This is a genomic window from Chloroflexia bacterium SDU3-3 (assembly GCA_009268125.1).
GTDB lineage: Bacteria > Chloroflexota > Chloroflexia > Chloroflexales > Roseiflexaceae > SDU3-3.
The window spans coordinates 383,165-403,479 of sequence record WBOU01000004.1 but is presented as its reverse complement, the minus strand read 5'-3'; the positions used below and the strand labels follow the sequence as shown (position 1 = coordinate 403,479).

The 20,315-nt window shown below is 67.8% G+C and carries 21 protein-coding genes; 10 read left to right on the top strand and 11 right to left on the bottom strand.

What is annotated here, in order from left to right; translation table 11 throughout:
• The first annotated feature begins 65 nt into the window (after nt 1-65).
• Nucleotides 66-653 carry a DUF4126 domain-containing protein gene (locus F8S13_09035; GenBank protein ID KAB8144021.1) on the top strand — a complete coding sequence of 196 codons (588 nt, stop codon included), beginning with the start codon at nt 66-68 and terminating at the stop codon, nt 651-653.
• 20 nt (nt 654-673) lie between these two features.
• Here F8S13_09035 and F8S13_09030 read toward each other — a convergent pair whose 3' ends face one another.
• Nucleotides 674-1,312 carry a redox-sensing transcriptional repressor Rex gene (locus F8S13_09030; GenBank protein ID KAB8144020.1) on the bottom strand — a complete coding sequence of 213 codons (639 nt, stop codon included), beginning with the start codon at nt 1,310-1,312 and terminating at the stop codon, nt 674-676.
• Nucleotides 1,313-1,659: 347 nt separating this feature from the next.
• On the opposite strand from F8S13_09030, the gene F8S13_09025 reads away from it, so the two are divergent.
• Together F8S13_09025 and F8S13_09020 are read left to right on the top strand one after the other, a co-directional pair.
• Nucleotides 1,660-2,535, top strand: coding sequence for a metallophosphoesterase (locus F8S13_09025; protein ID KAB8144019.1), 876 nt, complete (start codon nt 1,660-1,662; stop codon nt 2,533-2,535).
• 59 nt (nt 2,536-2,594) lie between these two features.
• Complete coding sequence (locus F8S13_09020; GenBank protein KAB8144109.1) at nt 2,595-3,515, top strand: MoxR family ATPase; 921 nt, start codon at nt 2,595-2,597, stop codon at nt 3,513-3,515.
• 58 nt (nt 3,516-3,573) lie between these two features.
• Here the strand turns inward: F8S13_09020 and F8S13_09015 are convergent, their stop codons facing one another.
• The 3 genes from F8S13_09015 to F8S13_09005 are packed head-to-tail and all read right to left on the bottom strand — an operon-like array spanning nt 3,574 to nt 5,455.
• Entirely contained in the window at nt 3,574-4,110 is a 537-nt protein-coding gene (locus F8S13_09015) for a gamma carbonic anhydrase family protein (GenBank protein KAB8144018.1), read from the bottom strand.
• On the bottom strand, nt 4,103-4,525 hold the full coding sequence (locus tag F8S13_09010) for an EVE domain-containing protein (GenBank protein ID KAB8144017.1): 423 nt from the start codon (nt 4,523-4,525) through the stop codon (nt 4,103-4,105). The genes F8S13_09015 and F8S13_09010 overlap by 8 nt, the downstream gene beginning before the upstream one ends.
• A gap of 57 nt (nt 4,526-4,582) precedes the next feature.
• Nucleotides 4,583-5,455 (bottom strand): FHA domain-containing protein, encoded by an 873-nt coding sequence (locus F8S13_09005; GenBank protein ID KAB8144016.1) that lies wholly within the window; start codon nt 5,453-5,455, stop codon nt 4,583-4,585.
• A 463-nt stretch (nt 5,456-5,918) separates the two neighbouring features.
• On the opposite strand from F8S13_09005, the gene F8S13_09000 reads away from it, so the two are divergent.
• Nucleotides 5,919-6,665, top strand: coding sequence for an NAD(P)H-binding protein (locus F8S13_09000; protein KAB8144015.1), 747 nt, complete (start codon nt 5,919-5,921; stop codon nt 6,663-6,665).
• A 157-nt stretch (nt 6,666-6,822) separates the two neighbouring features.
• Here F8S13_09000 and F8S13_08995 read toward each other — a convergent pair whose 3' ends face one another.
• On the bottom strand, nt 6,823-7,746 hold the full coding sequence (locus F8S13_08995) for an RNA polymerase sigma-70 factor (GenBank protein ID KAB8144014.1): 924 nt from the start codon (nt 7,744-7,746) through the stop codon (nt 6,823-6,825).
• Nucleotides 7,747-8,037: 291 nt separating this feature from the next.
• On the bottom strand, nt 8,038-10,200 hold the full coding sequence (locus F8S13_08990) for an ATP-dependent RecD-like DNA helicase (GenBank protein KAB8144013.1): 2,163 nt from the start codon (nt 10,198-10,200) through the stop codon (nt 8,038-8,040).
• A gap of 470 nt (nt 10,201-10,670) precedes the next feature.
• Here F8S13_08990 and F8S13_08985 point away from each other — a divergent pair, with 470 nt between their 5' ends.
• Nucleotides 10,671-11,309, top strand: a complete 639-nt coding sequence (locus F8S13_08985; protein KAB8144012.1) for a methyltransferase domain-containing protein — start codon at nt 10,671-10,673, stop codon at nt 11,307-11,309.
• A gap of 28 nt (nt 11,310-11,337) precedes the next feature.
• Nucleotides 11,338-12,141 (top strand): hypothetical protein, encoded by an 804-nt coding sequence (locus F8S13_08980; GenBank protein ID KAB8144011.1) that lies wholly within the window; start codon nt 11,338-11,340, stop codon nt 12,139-12,141.
• A gap of 335 nt (nt 12,142-12,476) precedes the next feature.
• Here F8S13_08980 and F8S13_08975 read toward each other — a convergent pair whose 3' ends face one another.
• Complete coding sequence (locus F8S13_08975; GenBank protein ID KAB8144010.1) at nt 12,477-13,253, bottom strand: TetR family transcriptional regulator; 777 nt, start codon at nt 13,251-13,253, stop codon at nt 12,477-12,479.
• Between the two features lie 29 nt (nt 13,254-13,282).
• Between F8S13_08975 and F8S13_08970 the strand changes: the two genes are divergently transcribed.
• Nucleotides 13,283-14,491: a glycosyl transferase gene (locus tag F8S13_08970; GenBank protein KAB8144009.1), complete on the top strand. Its 1,209-nt coding sequence runs from the start codon at nt 13,283-13,285 to the stop codon at nt 14,489-14,491.
• Nucleotides 14,492-14,634: 143 nt separating this feature from the next.
• A complete protein-coding gene (locus tag F8S13_08965; GenBank protein ID KAB8144008.1) occupies nt 14,635-15,360 on the top strand; it encodes a hypothetical protein in 726 nt (241 codons plus the stop codon).
• A gap of 5 nt (nt 15,361-15,365) precedes the next feature.
• Here the strand turns inward: F8S13_08965 and F8S13_08960 are convergent, their stop codons facing one another.
• From F8S13_08960 to raiA, 3 genes are all read right to left on the bottom strand, one after another.
• Nucleotides 15,366-16,316 carry a hypothetical protein gene (locus tag F8S13_08960; protein KAB8144007.1) on the bottom strand — a complete coding sequence of 317 codons (951 nt, stop codon included), beginning with the start codon at nt 16,314-16,316 and terminating at the stop codon, nt 15,366-15,368.
• Between the two features lie 17 nt (nt 16,317-16,333).
• Nucleotides 16,334-17,071 (bottom strand): hypothetical protein, encoded by a 738-nt coding sequence (locus tag F8S13_08955; GenBank protein ID KAB8144006.1) that lies wholly within the window; start codon nt 17,069-17,071, stop codon nt 16,334-16,336.
• Between the two features lie 80 nt (nt 17,072-17,151).
• Entirely contained in the window at nt 17,152-17,727 is a 576-nt protein-coding gene (gene raiA / locus F8S13_08950; GenBank protein KAB8144005.1) for a ribosome-associated translation inhibitor RaiA, read from the bottom strand.
• Between the two features lie 341 nt (nt 17,728-18,068).
• Between raiA and F8S13_08945 the strand changes: the two genes are divergently transcribed.
• Nucleotides 18,069-18,776, top strand: coding sequence for an N-acyl homoserine lactonase family protein (locus F8S13_08945; GenBank protein ID KAB8144004.1), 708 nt, complete (start codon nt 18,069-18,071; stop codon nt 18,774-18,776).
• A gap of 9 nt (nt 18,777-18,785) precedes the next feature.
• Here F8S13_08945 and holB read toward each other — a convergent pair whose 3' ends face one another.
• A complete protein-coding gene (gene holB / locus F8S13_08940) occupies nt 18,786-19,829 on the bottom strand; it encodes a DNA polymerase III subunit delta' (GenBank protein ID KAB8144003.1) in 1,044 nt (347 codons plus the stop codon).
• A gap of 91 nt (nt 19,830-19,920) precedes the next feature.
• On the opposite strand from holB, the gene F8S13_08935 reads away from it, so the two are divergent.
• On the top strand, nt 19,921-20,310 hold the full coding sequence (locus F8S13_08935; protein ID KAB8144002.1) for a response regulator: 390 nt from the start codon (nt 19,921-19,923) through the stop codon (nt 20,308-20,310).
• Nucleotides 20,311-20,315 lie beyond the last annotated feature (5 nt).

The following is a 20,315-nucleotide window of genomic DNA, read 5'->3' as shown; positions in this document are numbered from 1 at the left end:
TCACCATGCATATGGCATGATTCGTGCAGAGTCGTCGGCCAGCGTGAAAAAAGGGGGGCACATCCATGAACGAGCTGTCTACGCTGTTTTCGGCCCTGGGGTTCTCTACTGCGGCGGGCTTTAACGCCTATATTCCGCTGCTGGCCCTGGGCGCCACGGCCCACTACGCGCCCGCGCTGGTGCGGCTGAGCGCGCCCTACGATCTGCTGGCCAACCCATGGGTGCTGCTGGCGCTGGGCCTGCTGGCCATCCTCGACTTTATCGGCGACAAGGTTCCGGCGGTGGACCATGTGCTGCACGCGGTGGGCGTGGTGGTCGCTCCGGTGGCGGGCGCGGTGGTGGCGCTGGCCGCGAACGGTGGCGGCGAGGTAAACCCGCTGCTGCTGGCGGCCTGCGGGCTAGTGCTGGCGGGCGGCGCGCACGCGGCGCGGGCCACGGTGCGCCCTGCGGCCACGGTGGGCACGGGCGGGCTGGCCAACCCCGCGCTGAGCCTGGCCGAGGATGTGCTGTCGGCGGTGCTGTCGGCGCTGGCGATGCTGGCCCCGGCGCTGGCGGCGCTGGGCGTGGTGGTGCTGGCACTTGGGGTGGTGGTGCTGCTGCGTCGGCTGGCACAGCGGCGGGCCAGCCGAGGTCGACAGCGGGCTGGCGGGTAGCGACTGCCAGCCTGGCGGGGCTAGGACTCGTCTTCCTTCGCCAGGTAGTAGGTCATGCTGTGGACGACGGCCACGGGGTCGATGTAGCGCACCCACACGTTCTCGGGCACCTGCAGCACGATCGGCGCGTAGCTGAGGATGGCGCGGATGCCGCCTGCCACCAGGGCGTCGGCGACCTCTTGGGCGCGGGCGGCGGGCACCGCGATGATCGCGAGGCGGATGCCAAGATCGCGCACGATATGCGTGATATGCTTGTCGTCGTAGATAGGCACATCGGTGAGGGTGGTGCCGATCTTGTCGGGGTCGCTGTCGAACATCGCGGTGATGCGGATGCCCTGGGAGCGGAAGCCCTCGTAGCGGGCGATCGCGCCGCCGAGGTGGCCGATGCCCACCAGCGCTGCAGGCCACTCTTGGGTGAGGCCGAGGATACGCTCGATCTGGCTCAGCAGCTTCTCGACGTCGTAGCCGATGCCCTGCTTGCCAAACTCGCCAAAGTACGAGAGATCCTTGCGGATCTGTGCTGCGGTGACGTTAATGCGCTCACCTAGCTCCTGCGACGAGACAGATGTGACGCCTTCCTGTAAAAGGTAGCGAAGGCTGCGCGCGTAGAGCGGCAGCCGTTTGATGACGACGTCAGGCGGCGAATCTGTGTGCTCCACACACACCTCCAAAGCCATTTTTGGCGCGATTATCGAGTATCAAAAGTGGTTTTGTGAAGTGTAGCACTACCTAAAGAAGATTGTCAAGAATCTTCTGTACTTATTTCACAAATGCCGTGGGGCGGCCCTCGCCGCATTCGTGTGTTTTCCCTCGCGCCTTCTTCCCTTCGCATCTTCGGTGGTCTTCGTGGCGGTCGCTTCTTTTTATTCCCTAGAGTCTTGGTGGTAGAAACGTTCTGCCGAACCAGAATGCGGCGGCCCCGAGGCCGACCGTGGCCAGCCAGCGAAGCGCCAGCCCGCGTGCTATAATACCGCCGTCCCCGCCGACCACGGAGAGAGGAACCCCCATGCGGCTTGTCTATACCGCCGACCTGCATGGCGTCGCTGCCTCATACCAGAGCCTGTTCGACCTAGCGGTGGCTCGTGGCGCGCGCGCCGCGATTGTGGGGGGCGACCTGTTTCCCCACGCCATCCGCACCGAGAGCGCGCTCGACCTGCAGCGGGCGTTCATCCACGACCACATCCGGCCCATGCTGCAGGCGCTGCGCAACGATCACCCCGAGGTGGCGGTTTTCCTGCTGCCCGGCAACGATGACTGGGCCGCCGCCGCCGCCGCGCTCGGCCCGCTGGAATCCGAGGGCCTGGTCTACCCGCTGCACGAGCGAGTCTACGACCTGCAGGCCATGGGCCTGAGCGACGCCCCGCTGTGGCTGGCCGGCTACGCCTGCGTGCCGCTCACGCCTTTTAGCATTAAGGACTACGAGCGCGCCGACGATGGCCCGCTGCCGCCCTATAGCTTCGGCATGGCCTTTATGAGCGCCAGCGGCAAGATCCGCCCGGCCACCGCCCGCGACATTGTGGCGCTGCCCACCATCGGCGCGGCCATGGCCACCCTGGCCCAGAAGAGCGACCCGGCCCGCACCATCTACGTGTGCCACACGCCGCCCTTCGATACGCCGCTCGACCTGATGCCGCGCGGCAGGCATACTGGCAGCAAGGCCCTGGCGGCCTTCATCGCCCAGCGCCAGCCGCTGCTCACCCTGCACGGCCACATCCACGAGGCCCCCCAGCAGAGCGGGCAGTTCGCCGCCCAGCTTGGCGCGACATGGGCGGCCAACCCAGGCCACGACCCGCGCGCCTTCTACGCCATTGCGCTCGACACCGCCGATGTCGCCGGGACGATTGAGCATACCGTCTACGGGAAGCTGAAGCGCGGTGCCTGACCGAGCTGCCCCTAGCTCATGGCACCAGCGCAGGAGGAGAGAAGAGGATGTATCGCGATATCCACGAGGTGAGGCAGGCGCTTGGTACGCAGAGCTATATCGCATCCGACGAGATCGGCACCGTGATGTTCCTGGCCCAGCAGCTGGGCAAGCCGGTGCTGGCCGAAGGCCCGGCGGGCGTGGGCAAGACCGAGCTGGCCAAGGCATGGGCCAGCGCCACTGGCACCGAGCTGATCCGCCTGCAGTGCTACGAGGGCCTGGATGAGACCAAGGCGCTCTACGAGTGGGAGTACTCCAAGCAGCTGCTCTACACCCAGCTGCTGCGCGACAAGCTGGGCGACCTGCTGTCGGGCGCGGGCACGCTGGCCGAGGCCGCCGACCGGCTGGCCGCCGAGGAGGACGTGTTCTTCTCGCAGCGCTTCCTGCTGGCCCGCCCGCTGCTGCGCGCCATCACCAGCGACAAGCCGGTGACGCTGCTGATCGACGAGATCGACCGCGCCGACGCCGAGTTCGAGGCATTTCTGCTGGAGGTGCTCTCCGACTTCCAGGTGAGCGTGCCCGAGCTTGGCACGCTGAAGGCCAAGCATCAGCCCACGGTGCTGCTCACATCCAACAATACCCGCGAGCTTTCCGAGGCCCTGAAGCGGCGCTGCCTCTACATCTACGTCGACTACCCCACGCTGGAGTCCGAGCTGAAGATCGTGAACCTGCGCGTGCCCGGCCTGTCGCCCAAGCTGGCCCAGGAGGCGGTGAAGCTGGTGCAGAGCCTGCGCGGCATGGATCTGAAGAAGCACCCCAGCGTCTCCGAGACGATCGACTGGGCCAGGGCGCTGGTGGCGCTGAACGCCAAGTCGCTTGACCGCGACACGCTCGACACCACGCTCTCGGTGCTGCTGAAGTACGAGAGCGACCTGCGCCGCGCGCGCCGCGCGATCGAGCGCGGCGGCGGCGACCAGCCGCGCAAGGGAGCCTACAACTAGCCTGATCGCTGGGGAAAAGACAGGCGCGCCGATCTCTAGCAGATCGGCGCGCCTGTCTTTATGCCTGACGATACGATGCATTCTTTGCCAAGTAGGCGTTCTTGAGCGCCACATAGTTCTGGGCGGTGCGCAGGATGCGCCCCTGGTGGCCCTCGCCCAGCGGGCGCAGCTTGCCGGGGATACCCACCACCAGCGAGCCGGGCGGCACCACCATACCCTCCGTCACCAGCGCCCGCGCCGCGATCAGTGAGCCGCGCCCGATGCGGGCTTGGTTCAGCACCACCGCGCCCATGCCGATCAGTACCTCGTCCTCCACGGTGCAGCCGTGCACGATCGCGCCGTGCCCCACGCTCACGTCGTCGCCGATGCTGAGCCAGGCGTCGGGGTCGGCGTGCAGCACGCAGCCATCCTGGATGTTCACCCGTGCGCCGATCTGGATGCGGCCCTTGTCGCCGCGCACCACGCTCATAGGCCAGATGCTGCTGTCGTCGCCGATCCGCACCGCGCCGTGCACGTAGGTCTGCGGGGCTAGGTACACCCCCGCGCCCAGCTCCAGCCGGTCATCCACGCAGGGGAACACGATCTCCTCATCCATGCGCGTCCTCCCCGGCCATGGCCAGCAGCATGGCCCACTGCTCGGCGCTGGCGGGCACCACCGAGAGCCGGGCCTGCCGCACCAGGGCGAAGTCGGCGAAGGCAGGCTGGGCCTTCACCTCGGCCAGCGACACCGGTCGGGCCAGGGGCCGCAGCGGGCGCACGCCCACCACCAGCAGCTTGGGGTCGGCCTCGGCGGGGTCGGGGTAGGCCTCGCTGGTGATCTCTGCCAGGCCCACGGCGCGGCGCTCGTCGCCGGTGTGGTAGATCAGGGCCAGGTCGCCGGGGCGCATCGCGCGCATGTGCTTGAGCGCGGCGTTGTTGGCCACGCCATCCCACACCGCGCCGCCGTCGCGCACTAGGTCGGCGAAGGCGTAGTCATCCGGCTCGGTCTTCAGCAGCCAGTAGTTTGGCATTTTCTCCTCTTTTGTTTTTTTGTCCGTGCTCCCCACGTATTCTTCCCAGCGCCCGCCCTATGCCCGCACCAGCGCCAGCTCGGTCTCGCCCAGGCGGATGATGGTGTCGGGCGCGATGGCCTGCTCGGCGTGGTGGATGCGCTGCTCGCTGCCGCCGGGCGCGCGGATGTAGGTGCCGTTGGTGCTGGTGTCGCGCAGCAGCAGCCGCCCGCTGGGCGCGCACACGATGATCGCGTGGTCGGCGGACACGGCGTCGTCACCCTCGATCGTCAGGCGGTACTCGTGCTGGATGGCCTGCTTGCGCCGCCCCACCACGCTCGCGCCCTCCAGCAGCGGCAGGGTCGCGCCGTCGCCTCGGCGCAGCACGTAGGGGGCCAGCCCGATCTCGAACAGCAGCCGCTCGCCATTGTGCCAGAGCTGGGCATCCAGCGCCTGGGCCGCGCCGCGCATAGCCGCCTCATCCAGCTGCGCGCCCGCCTGCAGCATGGATGCCAGCGCGGCCAGCTCGTCGAATCCCAGCAGCTTCACGCGCTGGCGGTGATCCTCCACATCCAGCGCGATGCTGCTGCCCTCAGGGATGCGCGGCGCGGCCACCACGGCGGCCACCGCCGTGCCCAGCGCCGGGGCCAGGCCGCCCAGCATGGCCAGCGCGTCGGCGCGGGCCTGCCGGGCCTGGGCCAGCCAGGGGTGGCCGCCCTGCACGCGCAGCGGCCCCTCGGCCTGGCGCACCAGGGCCACCAGCGCCGAGCGCGGGCGCAGCAGCAGCATGTCGATCGGCTCGGACTCGGCTGGCTCGATGTTGAGGATGGCGTAGCACGGCCCCTCGGCCACCCGCACGAGCTGGGCGGCCAGCTCCAGCGCGTGGGCGCGCAGGGTGCGCCGCGCCTGGGCGGTGGCGGGGGGCTGGGCGAGAAAGATCTGCGGGAGCACGGTCGGCCTCTTTTCCATCAGCGCTTGCTGGGTGCAGTATAGGCCGCTTTGGCGAAAACGCAACCGACTCGTAGGTGCTGCGCGTGCGGCGATCAGAAATAAAGACAGGGAAAAAATGGGCTGCCGCTGCGGGCGGGGCCGCGCCGCGCTGGTGGGGATTATGGCCAGCGTGCCTAGCGCAGCGCCTTCGCCGGATGGGCGAGGCCGCATGGGCGGTGCCCCCCCTGCCCGAGCGGTGACCCCCCTGCCTGGGCGGTGAACCCCCCTGCCTGGGCGGTGAACCCCCTTTTGAAATCAGCTTGCGAGCGGTGTCACAGAATTGGCACCGAGCTGGTCATAGCTGGCGAGAGGAAAAAACAGCGCAGTGTCACAGCATGGGCTGCTCGCTGGTCATAGCTAGCAAGAGGCTTTTTCCTCCCAAAGAGACACGCAGCTGGCCATGTGGCCACTACTGGAGGTTACTATGAAGATTGTGATTATCGGCGGCACAGGCCTGATCGGGTCGCGGCTGGCGGGCATCCTGCGGCAGCAGGGCCACGAGGTGCTGGCCGCCTCGCGCGCCAGCGGCGTGAACGCGCTGACCGGCGAGGGCCTGGCCGCCGCGCTGGATGGCGCGCAGGTAGTGGTGGATGTGATGGACACCCAAGTGTATGAGCCACAGGCGCTCAAGGAGTTCTTCACCACCACCAGCCAGCACCTGCTGGCCGCCGAGGCGGCGGCGGGCGTGCGCCACCACATCGCGCTCTCGATCGTGGGCGTGGATGGCCTGCCCGGCAACAGCTACTTCGCCGCCAAGGTCGCGCAGGAGGAGCTGATCCGCGCGGCATCCACCCCCTACACCATCGTGCGCGCCACCCAGTTCTTCGAGTTCCTGGGCGGCATCGCCGACGCCAGCACGGTCGGGCAGCAGGTGATTGTCTCCACCGGCTTGGCCCAGCCGATCGCGGCGGATGATGTGGCGGCGGCGCTGGCCGAGGTGGCGCTCGCCGCGCCTGCTGGCGGCATCGTCGAGGTGGCTGGCCCCGAGGCGCGCGGCCTCGACGCGTTCGTGCGCGATCTGCTGGCCGCGCGCGGCGATGCGCGGGCCGTGGTGGGCGACCCGCAGGCGAGCTACTTCGGCGCGCCGCTGGGCGAGCGCTCGATCATCCCCGCCGAGGGCAGCGGCGCACGCATCGCGCCCACGCGCTTTGCCGAGTGGCTGCGCCGCTAGGTCAGCCTAGGCGCTGGGTTCTGCCTTTTCGGCAGCGCGCTGATTCCTTTACCACCAAGACCCCAAGACACCAAGGAACAACGGGAAACACTACCCACGAAGACGCGAAGATTCGAAAAATAAGACCTTCGCGTCTTCGTGGGAAATCCCCGGCTGATCAAGAACGCAGAGGCTCTGATGCGCTGGGCGGGCCGTCGCTGCCGCCCAGCGCCGCCATCATCGCCCCCAGCTTCTCCTCGCCCACCACCCACAGCAGCTGCTCGATGCCCTGGGCCGAGGCGCTGATCGTGGCAAAGACCACGGGCGGCTCGCCACCCGTGATCAGCAGGCCCGCCTGGCCGTTGGCCTCCACCCATGTGAACTGCACCGCAGCCCACTGCCGCGTGGCGATGTTGGCCACGAAGCGGGCCACCAGCTCGCGCCCGACCACCGGCAGCCGGGCCACCCCAGCCCTGCCGTTGCCATCCGAGTACGAGACGATGTCATCCACAAACAGCCGCTCCAGCGCGGCCAGGTCGCCCTGCTGCGCCGCCGCGATGAAGGCCGCCAGCAGCCTGCGGTGCTCGGCATTGCTCACGGGCGCGGGGCGGGCCTCGGCCAGGTGCCGGCGCGCGCGGGTGACGATCTGGCGCGTGTTGGCCTCGCCCACCTGCAGCACGCTGGCGATCTGGGGGTAGGGGTAGTCGAAGGCCTCGCGCAGCACGTAGGCGGCGCGCTCGCGCGGCGGCAGCTGCTCCAGCAGGCGCAGCACCGCCAGCTCCAGCGCCTCGCCGCGCTCGGCCCCCAGCGCGGGGTCGGCGCTGGTGTCCACCGGCTCGGGCAGCCACGGCCCCACGTAGGTCTCGCGGCGGGCGCGGGCCGACTGCGCGGCGTTGATCGCCAGCCGCGTGGCGGCGGTGGCCAGGAAGGCCTGGGCGTCGCGCACCGCGCTGCGGTCGGCGGTCTGCCAGCGCACCCAGGTCTCCTGCACAATATCCTCGGCCTCGGCGGCGCTGCCCAGCATGCGGTAGGCGATGCCGAACAGCCTCGGGCGCGCCCGCTCGAAGGCGGCCAGCGCGTCGTCGTGCGGCGGTAGCTCCATAGTTCCTCTCTGCACCCCTCTGCCTTGTGGCGAGCAGGGCCTATGCGTTCTCGGCAGACTGAAGGTTTTTTACCACGAAGACGCGAAGACGCGAAGGTTGCTCTTCCTTTTTTGTTCGCGTCTTCGTACTTTCGTATTGTTCGCTTTCTTGCTTGGCTTCTTGGAGTCTTGGTGGTGAAAGCATCGGTGCCCTGTCGAGCACGTATAGACCCTATGTGGCGAGGCCCAGCACACGATGCGGGCGGGCTTTATGCCCGCCCAGTACGCCCACCCGTCTACTCCTGCGCCACCCTAGCCCATGCGCCGCGCCAGGCCGGTGTAGCGCGCGGCCACCTCGTTGTTCTGCACCGCGCGGGCCAGCGCGCGCCGATCGCCCGCCAGCACCACCAGCCGCTTGGCGCGGGTGATGCCGGTGTAGATCAGGTTGCGCTGCAGCAGGTTGTAGTGCTGCATCAGCAGCGGCACCACCACGCAGGGGTACTCGGCCCCCTGGGCCTTGTGGATGGAGATGGCGTAGGCCAGCGTCAGCTCGTCCAGCAGCCCGAAGTCGTAGGCCACATCGCGCGCGGCATCGTAGCGCACCGTCAGCTCCTGGGCCTCGAAGTCGATCCCCAGCACCTCGCCGATATCGCCGTTGTACACATCCAGGTCGTAGTTGTTGCGCAGCTGCATCACGCGGTCGCCCAGGCGGAAGGTGGTGCTGCCAAAGGTTTTCTCGGGGCGGCCCTTGGCGGGCGGGTTGAGCGCGGCCTGCAGCTGGGCGTTCAGGTTGGCCACGCCCGCCGGGCCACGGTGCATGGGCGAGAGCACCTGGATGTCGCGGCGCGGGTCCAGCCCGAACTTGTTCGGGATGCGGCTGGCCACTAGCTCGACCACCAGCTCGGCGCACGGCTCGGCCTGGGCCGCGTTGAAGAAGAAGAAGTCGGGCATGCCCTGCAGCTCGGGCATTTCGCCGTGGTTGATGCGGTGGGCGTTGGTGATGATCCCGCTGTCGGCGGCCTGGCGGAAGATCGTGTCGAGGTGCACGCTGGGCACCGCCATGCTGTCCAGCAGGTCGCGCAGCACGCGGCCAGGGCCGACGCTAGGCAGCTGGTCGGCGTCGCCCACCAGCAGCAGGTGGGCCTGCGGCGGTATAGCCTTCAGCAGGTTGTTGGCCAGCAGCACATCCAGCATGCTCACCTCATCCACCACCACAAAGCTGGTGTCTAGCGGGTTCTCCTCGTTGCGGCTGAAGTGGCCCCCGCCCGCCATCGAGTACTCCAGCAGCCGGTGGATGGTCTTGGCCTCGCCGCCGCTGGCCTCGGCCAGGCGCTTGGCGGCCCGCCCGGTGGGCGAGGCCAGCACCACCTTCTCGCCACGCTGGCGCAGCGCCGCGATGATCGTGCGCAGCGTGGTGGTCTTGCCCGTGCCCGGCCCGCCGGTGAGGATGGCCACCTTGCTGGTGAGCGCCATCTTCACCGCCTCGCGCTGCTTCTCGGCCAGCTCGATCCCGCGCTTCTCGGACAGGAACGAGAACACCCGCTCCCAGCTCACCCGCCGGAAGAACGGCACGATCTCGGATGGGGCGCGCTGGAGCGCGCGCAGCCGCTCGGCCACGCCGTGCTCGGCCCTATCGAAGGGCAGCAGGTACACGCAGCGCTCGCCGTCCCAGGTCTTCACCGCCACCTCGCGCGTGATCGCGATCGCCTCCAGCGTGGCGGCCACCGCCGCATCCTCGCAGCCCAGCAGCTTCGCGCCGCGCCGCACCAGCTCATCCCAGGGCAGGTAGCAGTGGCCGTCGTCCGCCGCCTGCGAGAGCGCGTAGCGCAGCCCCGCGCCGATGCGCTGCGGCGAGTCGGCGGGGATGCCCATGGACTGGGCGATGGTGTCGGCGGTCAGGAAGCCGATGCCGTAGATGTCGTCGGCCAGGCGGTAGGGTGTGGCCTGCACCACCCCCAGCGACTGCGCGCCGTACTGCTTGAAGATGCGGATGGCCAGCCCTGGGGTGATGTCCAGCTCCTGCAGGAACAGCATGATCGCCTTGATCTCCTGCTGCTCCTGCCAGGCGCGGGCGATCAGGTCGGCGCGCTTGCTGCCCAGGCCGGGCACCTCGGTCAGGCGGTGCGACTCGTGCTCGATCACGTGCAGCGTGTACGCGCCGAAGGTCTCGGCGATGCGCTTGGCGGTGGCTGGGCCGATGCCCTTGATCAGCCCCGAGCCGAGGTAGCGGCGGATGCCCTCGACGGTGGCGGGCAGCAGCGTGCGGTAGCGCTCGACCACAAACTGCCTGCCGTGCTCGGGGTGGTCGGCCCAGCGCCCCTCCAGCTCCAGCGACTCGCCCACCTGTACGCCCAGCAGCCTGCCCACGATGGTGACAAGGTGCTTCTTGTCGCGGGGCTGCAGCCGCGCGATCATGTAGCCGTCGGCGGGGCTGTGGAAGGTGATCCGTTCGAGCGTTCCTTCGAGGGTTGGCATAGGCGTTCTGCGGGCTACGGTGGGCTTCTGAATGCCGACAGTATAGCAGCTTTACCACTAGGCGACCAAGGGGGGATAAATACCACGAAGGCGTGAAGATTCTTTACCACCAAGCCAAGGGAGGACGAGAAACGAATACCACGAAGGCGCGAAGATTCCAACAGCGCTATCAAAAATCGAGCGTGCGCCACATGCCAAAACGCCTGCGCCGCTCATCTAGTGCACCTCGGCATCCAGCAGCGCATCGAGGCGATCCAGCAGGCCCCTTAGGATGGTCGACAGCTACTCGGCCACGGCCTCCACTTGTGGCAGCGTGGCGATGCCGAGCGCGCGGGCGAGCCGCTGGGCCTGCGCATCGGTCGCTATGTCCATATGTTTCCTCCCCAGTGTCATCCAATAGTCGCTGGTTCCTGCGCATCGGTTGAATCTATGATGTGAGGGTGTTTTCGCATACCAAAAGGAGCTATTCCATGGCTTCAGCCGACCCCACCGCCGCCAGCTACGACCGTGTGGCCGCCGAGTACACCGCCAATATCGCCGACGAGCTTGCCGGAAAGCCGCTCGACCGCGCGCTGCTGCTGGCCTTCGCCGAGCAGGCCGGGGCCGTCGGCCCGATCTGCGACATGGGCTGCGGCCCAGGGCACGTGGCCGCCTTCCTGGCCTCGGCGGGGGCGCAGGCCGAGGGCGTCGACCTCTCGCCGGGCATGGTCGATCAGGCCCGCCAGCGCTTCCCCAGCATCCCCTTCCGCCAGGGCGACATGCGCAGCCCAGATCTAGCCGACGCCTCGCTGGGCGGTATCGCCGCGTTCTATAGCATCATCCACTTGGCCCCCGAGGATCTGCTGCCCACCTTCGCGACCTGGCACCGCGCACTGCGCCCCGGCGGGCTGGCGCTGGTAGCCTTCCATATTGGCGCGGATGTGCTGCACCTCGACCGCTGGTGGGAGCAGCCGGTCGATCTCGACTTCCACTTTCTGGCGATGGAAGATGTGGCCGAGCGGCTGCGCCAGGCCGGGTTCAGCATCGCGGCCACTATCCAGCGCGCGCCCTACGCTGGGGTGGAGCACCCCAGCCAGCGCGGCTATGTGCTGGCGCGGCGGGATGCCTAGGTTTTTTTCTGCCTGAAAGGAGCACCCAATGGCTTTTGCACTGCGTGACACCGACCTCGGGCGGCTCAACTCCGCCACCAAGTACCCCTCGATCGCCACCTACCACCAGCTCGACCCGGCCAACGGCGGCCTGTTGGAGATCGCCACGCCCTACGCGCAGGCGGCGCTGGCCACCGAGAAGATCGACGGCACCAACGCCCGCATGATCTTCCTGCCCGACCAGAGCTACCTGCTGGGCAGCCGCGAGGAGCTGCTGTATGCGCGCGGCGACCTGATCGGCAACCCCGCGCTGGGCATCGTGGATGCGCTGCGGGCCGATGCCGAGCGGCTGGTCGGCCAGCTCGCCAGCGCCGACGCCATCACCGTGGTCTACGGCGAGCTGTACGGCGGCAAGGTGACCGGGGCCAGCAAGCAGTACACCGGCGAGCGCCGCGTGGGCTACCGCGTGTTCGACGTGGTGCGGCTGCCGCTGGCCAGCTACCAGGAGCTGCTGGCCTGGGAGCCGCAGCAGATCGCGCAGTGGCGCGAGCAGGGCGGCCAGCCCTTCCTGCCCGAGGAGGCGTTGCAGCAGCTGGCGGCGGACGCCGGCCTGCCGGTGACGCCGCGCCTGTTCAGCATCGAGCCGGGCGAGCTGCCGCAGAGCATCGACGCGGCGCTGGCCCTGCTGCGCGAGCGTCTGCCGCGCAGCCTCAGCGCGCTGGACGAGGGCGCGGGCGGCCAGCCCGAGGGCATCGTGCTGCGCACCCTTGACCGCGCCACCATCGCCAAGCTGCGCTACGAGGACTACGAGCGTACCATCCGCCGCCGGGGTGGCGCTGGACGCCAGCGCTGAGCGGGGCTGCGGCGCTGGCCGCCCTTTCCTGGTGCTTCCGCGTCGGGCCGACCTGCCCTGACTTTGATGATGGTAGTGGTGCTTGTTTCGTAGGTGCGTGCCCTGCGCGGGCGACGAGGGGCCAGCCCTTAAGAACACCGCCATGGGGCTACGCCCCCTTGGAACCCCTATTTTGAGCGTTCCTATGCTGTTCCCAAACTGCCGGTGTTCGTGCATATGGCCATCAAAACCGTAGCGGCACCTTCGCCGCATGGGCCGGATGGGGCTGGCCTCTCGCTATTTCACCCTCTTCTCTTCCCTTTGTGTTTTGGCGTCTTGGTGGTAAAGAATCCTCGCTAGGGCGCGGGCGGCAGCGCGTACTCCGCCCGCACCCCTGCGATGATGATCCGCACCCCCGTCTCAAAGCGTTGCTCGGCGTCCTGCCCGCGCTGCTGCCACTCGCGCAGCGCCGCGCCGATGCTGCTTGGGCTGGTCGCTGGCCGCCCCGCATCGGCATCTAGCCACCCCAGCGGCGGTGAGGCCTGCTCCTCGATCACAAAGCCGAACGCGAAGGTCAGCATCGTCATGGTTGCGGTGGCGGCGTCGCCGGTGCTCAGCCCGGCGCGGCGCAGCACCGCCACGGTGCGCTCCATCAGCGCTGTCAGCGTCACGGCGATGCCGAGGTGCGCCCCGGCCACCACCCGCGCGCCCTCGCGGCGGGAGAGCATGGCGCGGCGCAGCTCGCTGGTCATGCCGCCCAGCCACGCGGCCCAGCCGCTCCGCTCGTCGGCCAGATCCACGCTGGCGAAATGTGCGGCCAGGATGCGCTCGGCCATCTCGTCCATCAGCGCATCTTTGTTGGGGATATGCCAGTAGAGCGAAGCGGCCCGCACGCCAAGCTCGCTGGCGAGGCGGCGCAGCGTCACCCCCTCTAGCCCGTCGCGGTCGAGGATTGCGAGCGCGGTCTGGATGATCTGATCTTTCTGTAATGACATAGCTTGGCCCCTTGACAAACGATATATCGGGTTGTACTCTAACAGTGTTAGTCTAACACTGTTAGAGTGCTCACCATGCTGGCTGCCATCATACTGGCGGCGCGAGCGCAGCGCAACTGCCCGCAGACCGCGCCGCATTGCTATGCCTTACACAAGGAGGAATCCCTATGTCGCATGTTCTGTTTCTCTGCATCCCATCCCACGGCCACGTCAACCCCATGCTGGGCCTGGCCAGCGCGCTGATCGGCCAGGGCGAGCGCGTCACCTTCTTCAGCTCGCCGGAGTTCAAAGGCGTGATCGAGGCGGCAGGGGCCGACTTCCAATGCTACACGAGCGACCTAAACATCTTTGGCAAGCAAAAAAAACCAGCATCCGGCGGTAAGAAAAAGGGCGTGCCGGGGTTTGCCAGCGCGCTGCTCGCGCCCGAGCGGTTTATCGACGACGTGCTGGCCCTGGTCGCGGGCAGGCGCTTCGACTATATGGTCGCCTCGTCGGCCTACCCCTACGCCAGCGTGGTGGCGCACGCGCTAGGCATCCCCGCGATCTACTCGCGCGCCGTCTTCGCGCCGATGGAAAAAATGTTTTCCCAGGCACAGGGTACAGGCATGCGCGACATGATGACGCAGTATGACAGCGCATACCAAGCGATTTGCAAGAAGATCGCAGATCGCTACCATATCACGCTATCCAGCGACATGATGGAGCAGATGCACAACACCAGCGATCTCAACATCATCTACACATCAAAATACTTTATGGGCGATCTGGGCAGCTACGACGAGCGATTTATCTTTATCGGCCCGCCGATATACGAAAAGAAATATACTGTCGATTTTCCATTCGATGCGATTGCGGGCAAAAAGGTGCTGTATATCTCGCTCGGCACGGTGTTTGGCAGCGCCGCGCCCGCGCTCAACCGTATGTTCTTCGAGGCCTTTGGCGGCAGCGAGTTTACGGTGGTGATGGCCGCACACCACGTGGACACGGCGGGGGTGGAGATCCCCAGCAACTTCATTATTCGCGACTACGTGCCGCAGCTCGATCTGCTCAAGCACGCCGCCGTGGCCATCACCCACGCGGGTATGAACAGCATGGGCGACCTGATCGGCCACGGCGTGCCGTTCGTGTCTATCCCGCTGGGGGCCGACCAGTTCTACCTGGCCCGGCGCGCGGCGGAACTGGGTGCGACCGTGGTGGTGGATGCGGCCAGCGCCACACCCCAGGCCCTGGCCGAGGCGGTGCGCCGCGTGCTGGAGCAGCCGAGCTACCGCGCCAGCATCGCCAAGATTCGCCAGTCGTTTGACGAGGCGGGCGGCTATTCCTACGCCGTCGAGCGCATCTTTCAGCTCAAGCGCGCCAAGTGCATCGCTGGGTAGATAAAAAAGCGCCACCGTATCTTTTTTTGCCATGCCGCAAAACCATGTATGATATGCAGATTCATACGCGAGCAACAGAAAGATCGTAGGAGATGCATATCACTCGACAGATGTGGCGCTTTATTTGGCAAGATGTGCAGATTATGATTATATTGGTGCTGCTGGCGGGCATCGCGATAGCGTTTGGGCCGCCCGCCGTGCAGCAGCTGGCGCTTGTGGTGGCGGGCACGCTCTGCGTGCTGCTGCTGTGCATGATCGCGATGTATGTGGTGAACACGCGCAAGGCGCTGAAGCAGCGCGCCGCGATTCTGGCGCAGGCACCGGTGGCCACGTGGCGGCTCTCCGCCGAGGAGTGGGCGCAGTTTGGCGGCCTTGCCCAGGTGCAGCGGGCGCTGGATGAGCAGCTGGCGCAGTGGCAGCCCTCGCTGACGCGCAATGCGCTGATCGTGAGCGTGGCGATGTTTGTGATGCTTGGCCTGCTGAATCTGTACGAGCAGGATTTTGTGGGCGTTTTCGGCGCATTTTTGGTGGCGCTTGGCCTGTTCGGGCTGATGCTGCGCTCGGCCTACCGTGTGCGGCACAGCCTGCGCTACCCCTTCGGCATGGTAGTCGAGCCGCCGGATGTGATTATCACCGCTGGTGGCGCGGTGGTCGGCATGCAGGGGATCGTGTTTCAGCAGCCGCGCATGACGATCCAGAAGGCGTATGTCATCCCAACGGAGCCATCGCTGCTGCGCATCGACCTGAGCTACGCCATGGGCAAGCGGCGGGCGCTGCCCTACACGCTGATGATCCCGGTGGCCGCTGGCCACGAGCCGGAGGCCGAGCAGGCGGTGGCCTTTTTGCGCCGCACGTTCGGGGCGATCTAGGCGTATCAGCCCGCCATGCAGGCCTCTAGCTCGGCCTCTAGCCCGGCCATGGTGGCGTCGTGCACCTGGTGCTGCACGCGGCGCTCGTTCAGCAGCTTGGCCCAGCCATCGCGGTAGCGGAAGGGCAGCTGGCTGGCGAAGCGCGCCACCAGCTCGGCCTCGAAGTCGGCGAAGCTCAGATCCCACCAGCGGGCCATGCGCGGCCCCGGCGTGGCCCCGGCGGGCGTCAGGTCGCGCATGATCTTGCGCAGGGTGTCGCGCTCTAGCTCGGCGCGGTCGCGGGCCTGGATGACCAGCTGCTCGGCCAGATCGCCGATGCGGGCCTGGGCCTGCTCGGATGGCTGGGGGATGGGCAGCCTAAAGCTATCATCCGACCCGAGCGAGGGCAGCGCGGCGGCGGCGGCCTCCACGCGGCGGCTGCCCAGCGCGCCCAGCAGGAAGGTGGTGGGCGCGGTGGTGAGCGTGATGCCCGCCAGCAGATACACGCCCGCCAGCGATGGCGCGGCCCGCAGCGGGGCCTCGGCGGCCCAGATGATCGACTGGGCCGCGAAGAAATCCACCGGGTAGGGCGGCAGCTCCCACCAGAGCGGGCTGGCAGCGCGCTCGCGCAAGGGCTGCTCGTGGCGGGCAAGGTGGGCGGCCAGGGCCGCATGGCGCTGGCCCAGCGCCTCCAGCGCCTGCGCGGGCGTCAGCTCGCGCCCGAGGGTGGCCGCTGTCCAGCCGCGCGGTATGGCGATCAGCCAGTGCTCGGGGCGGGCGTAGTGCCAGCGCCGGATGGCCTGGGGGCCGATGGCCTGGCGGATGAAGGGGGCGCAGCTTGGGTCGAGCAGCACGAGCTTGTCGCGGGTGGCCTTGTCGAGCACCAGCGGGCTGTCGAGGTCGATCGGCAGGCTGTCGTAGACCTGGCCCTCGGTGGCCTCGCCCAGGCTGCGGGTGGGAAGCGGGTTGGCAGTCATCGTCGGTCTTTCATGTGTTAGGGTTGCAGTGCGAAGAGCGCCTCGCGCAGCGGCTGGGCGTCGGCCTCTAGCTCGATCCAGCTGAGGCTGCGGTAGAGCGCGGCGCTCTGGCCGCGCAGGGCGTAGACCCACAGCCCGCCGGGCGCTGCCACCACGAACGAGGGCAGCCCCATGGCGCGGGCGTAGCTGTGGGCCTGCTGGGCGGCCTTGGCCAGCTCGGCGGGCGAGCGGATGATCCGCTTGCTCTCCACCAGGCTTACCGCGCCGCGCTCGTCGTGGATCAGCACGTCGATCCGCCCGCCGCGCGCGCTGGGCCAGTTCACGCAGCGCTGCTGGCGGGTGTAGCCCAGCCCCAGCGCACCCAGCAGCGGCAGCAGCGCCACATCCTCAAAGGCCTCCTCCAGCGGCATCCAGATCCGGGAGTATTCACCATGGGCGCGGGCGGCGGCGTCGCACAGCAGCGCCAGCAGCGGCTCGGGCAGGAAGCCCACCGAGCGCAGCACCTCGGCCCCGTGGCGGAAGGCCAGCAGCGTGGGCGAGCTGGCCACCCCGTACTGCTCGGCGATGGACTGGGCGTCGGGGGCATCCACCACGGCCAGCAGGCCGCCCATGCGCGCGGCCTGGCGCTCAAGCGCGGGGCGCATGGCCTGTGTGGCCGGGCAGCCCGGCGCGCTGAAGCACACCAGCGCGGGCAGCGGCGCGCGCAGCACGCGGCTACGGAAGGTGGTCTCGTCGGCGGTCAGCATGTTCGGCATGGCGCTATGGTACCATATGCGCAAAAAGCGGCGGGCGGGGCCACTGGCCCCGCCCGCCGCGATCTATGCCACAGCTCTGGCTATTGCTCGCTATCCACCGGCACCAGCACGCCATAGTTGCCGTCGCGGCGGCGGTAGACCACGTTGATCTGGTCGGTGTCGGCGTCGCGGAACATGAAGAAGTCGTGCCCCAGCAGCTCCATCTGCTCTACGGCCTCGTCGCTGAACATTGGCTTGGTGTAGACCTCTTTGGTCCTCACCAGGCGTGGCGGCTCGGTCGGATCGACCTCGATAGGCGCGGGGGTGGGCTGCTCGATCTCGACGATCTCGCCCGCCTGACGGCGCAGCTTGCCCCGCCGCCAGTATTTGTCCTTGTATCGTTCGATCTGGCGCTGGAGCGAGTGCTGCACGCCATCGACGGCGGCGTACAGGTCGGGCGCGCGCTCCTCGGCGCGCAGCAGCACCCCACGGTTCCCCACCAGAGTCACCTGCACACGGTGAACGCTACCCTCGGTCTTGCGCTGCTCCTCGGCCACCTCGATCGTCGCCTTGTCGATCAGATCGAGATACCGCTCAAGCTTGGCCAGTTTTTCGGAGATGTAGTTCTGCTGGCGCTGCGTGATCTTACCGTTGCGGCTTTTGACAACAAGCTCCATAGCGTTCCTCCTCACGTTCAGGTACCCGTGTACCCCCTGCCGCGACACCGTTATCGCGCGGGATACGAACGGCCCTCGGATCACACGTGATCCAAGGGCCGGAATTTAGCACACAGGAAAGGAGCGGTTCTGATTGGCGTATCGGCTGCAAACGTTCTGTCGCATGCACTAGCCTTTTGATAAGAGGCTCCTATTACCTTCCATTGTACTATGCTGCGCGGCCCAGCGCAATAGAACTTTTTTAAGGGAAGATTAAAGGGCGGCGCTCGTTCTGGCGGCGGTTTCGCGCTGGGCCAGGCGGTAGTATCGTTGGGGCATCCGCAACAGACAAGGATGAAGTGATGCGTCTCTATGTGCTGCAGTATGGCCTCGTGCGGGATGTTGGCGTTCCTGTGCCGGGGTACCTCATCCAGACTGACGACGGGCGGAATATCTTGGTGGACACGGGCTTCTCCCGCGAGGCGGTGGGTGGCCCGCCGGTGCTGCCTGGGCTGTGGGTTGGCGAGGATGATCACGTGGTGGCCCAGCTGGCCCGCGCAGGCCTTGCCCCCGCCGATGTGGATGTGCTGATCTGCACCCACTTCGACCCCGATCACTCGGGCGCGCACGATCTGTTTGCCCACGCCCGCCTGCTGGTGCAGCGCGCCCACCACCAGGCCGCCCGCGCCCCCGGAGCCGCGCGCTACGCTGCCACCCGCGCCGCCTGGGATCACCCCAGCCTGCGCTACGAGCTGCTGGATGGCGATGCCGACGTGGCCCCCGGCGTGCGCGTGATCGAGACCGGCGGGCATGTTCCTGGCCACCAGTCGGTGCTGGTGCGGCTGCCGCGCACCGGCGCGGTGCTGCTGGCCATCGACGCCATTCCCGACGCGGCGATGCTGGAGCCGGGCGGCCCGCAGGCAACCATGGATGTGGATCCGCAGCAGTCCGCCCGCAGCATCGCCAAGCTGCGCGAGCTGATCGAGCGCGAGCGTGTGGCGCTCACTATCTTTGGCCACGACGAGCGGCGGTGGCCGGGTGTGCGTAAGGCCCCGGATTTCTACGAGTAGCGCGCGGCGCTAGCGCGCCCCGCCCGGCTGCGGCAGATGCAGCAGGGTGTTCTCCATCACCAGCTGGGGGTTCACGTTCTCGCGCAGCTGCTGGGCCGCCATGTCCAGCCGCGCGATGAAGCCGCTCACCTCGGCGATGCTGTAGCTGCTGGCCAGGGCGCCCAGGGCCTCGCGCTGGTCGATGTGGGTGACGGACTCGGGGCAGCCGCCCGCCGTCAGCATCACATCGCGCCACCAGCTCTGCCACAGCCGCAGCGCGTCGATCACTGTGGCCTGCTCGCCGCCACGGTAGGCCTTGGCGCACTCCTCGGCCCAGCGGAAGCCCTCGGCGCGGGGCTGGCTGGCCAGGGCCACCAGCTGCTCCAGCTGCTCCTGGCGCGCGGCCAGATCGTCGGGGCTGTCCACCATGTGTGCGGCCCAGCCGAAGCGCCCGCCGCTCCACGCCGCCAGCAGCTCGGCATCCTCCTGGGCGAGCTGGCGGCGTTCGACCAGGGCCTGGGCGATCTGCGCGCGCGGCACCGGGCGTAGCTTCAGCGGCTGGCAGCGCGAGACGATGGTGGGCAGCAGATCGCCCGAGGTGTTGGCCACCAGGATGAGCGTGGCGTAGGGCGGCGGCTCCTCCAGCGTCTTGAGCATGGCGTTGGCGGCGGCCTCGTTCAGCCGCTCGGCGTCGTGCAGGATGAAGACGCGGCGGCGGCCCTCGTAGGGCTTCAGGTTCACGTCGCTCAGCCACTCGCGCACGGTGTCGATCTTCAGGTCGCGCTGCTTGGCCGCGTCCTCGGCCTTCATGCCGATCGTCTGCACCGCCATCCCCGAGATCCGCACATCCGGGTGGTTGCCGCGCTCGATCCGCCTGCACGATCGGCATTCCATGCACGGGTCGATCTCGCCGCGCTCGCAGTTGAGCACCTGCGCCAGCCGCAGCGCCAGCAGCGCCTTGCCCACCTGGGCTGGCCCGCTGAGCAGGTAGGCGTGGCTAGCCCGCCCGCCAGCCAGCGACTGCCGCAGAAATTGGATGGCCCACTCGTGCCCCACGATGCCCCAGTTGCTCATGGCGATAGTACCTCGGTTACGCGCACAGCGTATTATTCTCCCGACAAACGTCATATAATTGTAGCATACGGATTTTTAACGAGGGTGGCCTATGAGCATCCTACAGCCTACGATCCTGCTGATCGATGACACCCCCGATCATCTTGAGGTGGTGCGGCGATTCCTGCTGTCGGCGGGCTACCGCGTGGTGGCGGCGGCCTCGGGCCACGAGGCGCTGGCATCTGCCGATGTGGTGATGCCCGACCTGATCATCACCGCGCTGTCGCTGCCCGGCCAGCTGGCCTGGGAGACGGCGCGGCGGCTGCACGCGCGGCCCCAGCTGTCGCACACGCCCATCCTGGGCACCACGGTGTACGGCACGCTGCTGCCATCCTCGCGCGTGCGCGACCTAGGCTGCGCCGATCTGATCGAGAAGCCCTTCGACTTCGATAACCTGCTCTACCATATCGGTCGGCTGCTGCCCGCCTCTTCGGCTGGCTAGCGCAT

What these genes read in the sequence shown, in the direction of transcription:
- F8S13_08970 (KAB8144009.1), top strand. Translation starts at nt 13,283, where the DNA reads ATGTCGCATGTTCTGTTTCTCTGCATCCCATCCCACGGCCACGTCAAC.
- F8S13_09010 (KAB8144017.1), bottom strand. Translation starts at nt 4,525, where the DNA reads ATGCCAAACTACTGGCTGCTGAAGACCGAGCCGGATGACTACGCCTTC.
- F8S13_08960 (KAB8144007.1), bottom strand. Translation starts at nt 16,316, where the DNA reads ATGACTGCCAACCCGCTTCCCACCCGCAGCCTGGGCGAGGCCACCGAG.
- F8S13_08945 (KAB8144004.1), top strand. Translation starts at nt 18,069, where the DNA reads ATGCGTCTCTATGTGCTGCAGTATGGCCTCGTGCGGGATGTTGGCGTT.
- F8S13_08965 (KAB8144008.1), top strand. Translation starts at nt 14,635, where the DNA reads ATGATTATATTGGTGCTGCTGGCGGGCATCGCGATAGCGTTTGGGCCG.
- F8S13_08985 (KAB8144012.1), top strand. Translation starts at nt 10,671, where the DNA reads ATGGCTTCAGCCGACCCCACCGCCGCCAGCTACGACCGTGTGGCCGCC.
- F8S13_08955 (KAB8144006.1), bottom strand. Translation starts at nt 17,071, where the DNA reads ATGCCGAACATGCTGACCGCCGACGAGACCACCTTCCGTAGCCGCGTG.
- F8S13_09025 (KAB8144019.1), top strand. Translation starts at nt 1,660, where the DNA reads ATGCGGCTTGTCTATACCGCCGACCTGCATGGCGTCGCTGCCTCATAC.
- raiA (KAB8144005.1), bottom strand. Translation starts at nt 17,727, where the DNA reads ATGGAGCTTGTTGTCAAAAGCCGCAACGGTAAGATCACGCAGCGCCAG.
- F8S13_08995 (KAB8144014.1), bottom strand. Translation starts at nt 7,746, where the DNA reads ATGGAGCTACCGCCGCACGACGACGCGCTGGCCGCCTTCGAGCGGGCG.
- F8S13_09035 (KAB8144021.1), top strand. Translation starts at nt 66, where the DNA reads ATGAACGAGCTGTCTACGCTGTTTTCGGCCCTGGGGTTCTCTACTGCG.
- F8S13_09015 (KAB8144018.1), bottom strand. Translation starts at nt 4,110, where the DNA reads ATGGATGAGGAGATCGTGTTCCCCTGCGTGGATGACCGGCTGGAGCTG.
- F8S13_08980 (KAB8144011.1), top strand. Translation starts at nt 11,338, where the DNA reads ATGGCTTTTGCACTGCGTGACACCGACCTCGGGCGGCTCAACTCCGCC.
- holB (KAB8144003.1), bottom strand. Translation starts at nt 19,829, where the DNA reads ATGAGCAACTGGGGCATCGTGGGGCACGAGTGGGCCATCCAATTTCTG.
- F8S13_08990 (KAB8144013.1), bottom strand. Translation starts at nt 10,200, where the DNA reads ATGCCAACCCTCGAAGGAACGCTCGAACGGATCACCTTCCACAGCCCC.
- F8S13_08935 (KAB8144002.1), top strand. Translation starts at nt 19,921, where the DNA reads ATGAGCATCCTACAGCCTACGATCCTGCTGATCGATGACACCCCCGAT.
- F8S13_08975 (KAB8144010.1), bottom strand. Translation starts at nt 13,253, where the DNA reads ATGCGGCGCGGTCTGCGGGCAGTTGCGCTGCGCTCGCGCCGCCAGTAT.
- F8S13_09000 (KAB8144015.1), top strand. Translation starts at nt 5,919, where the DNA reads ATGAAGATTGTGATTATCGGCGGCACAGGCCTGATCGGGTCGCGGCTG.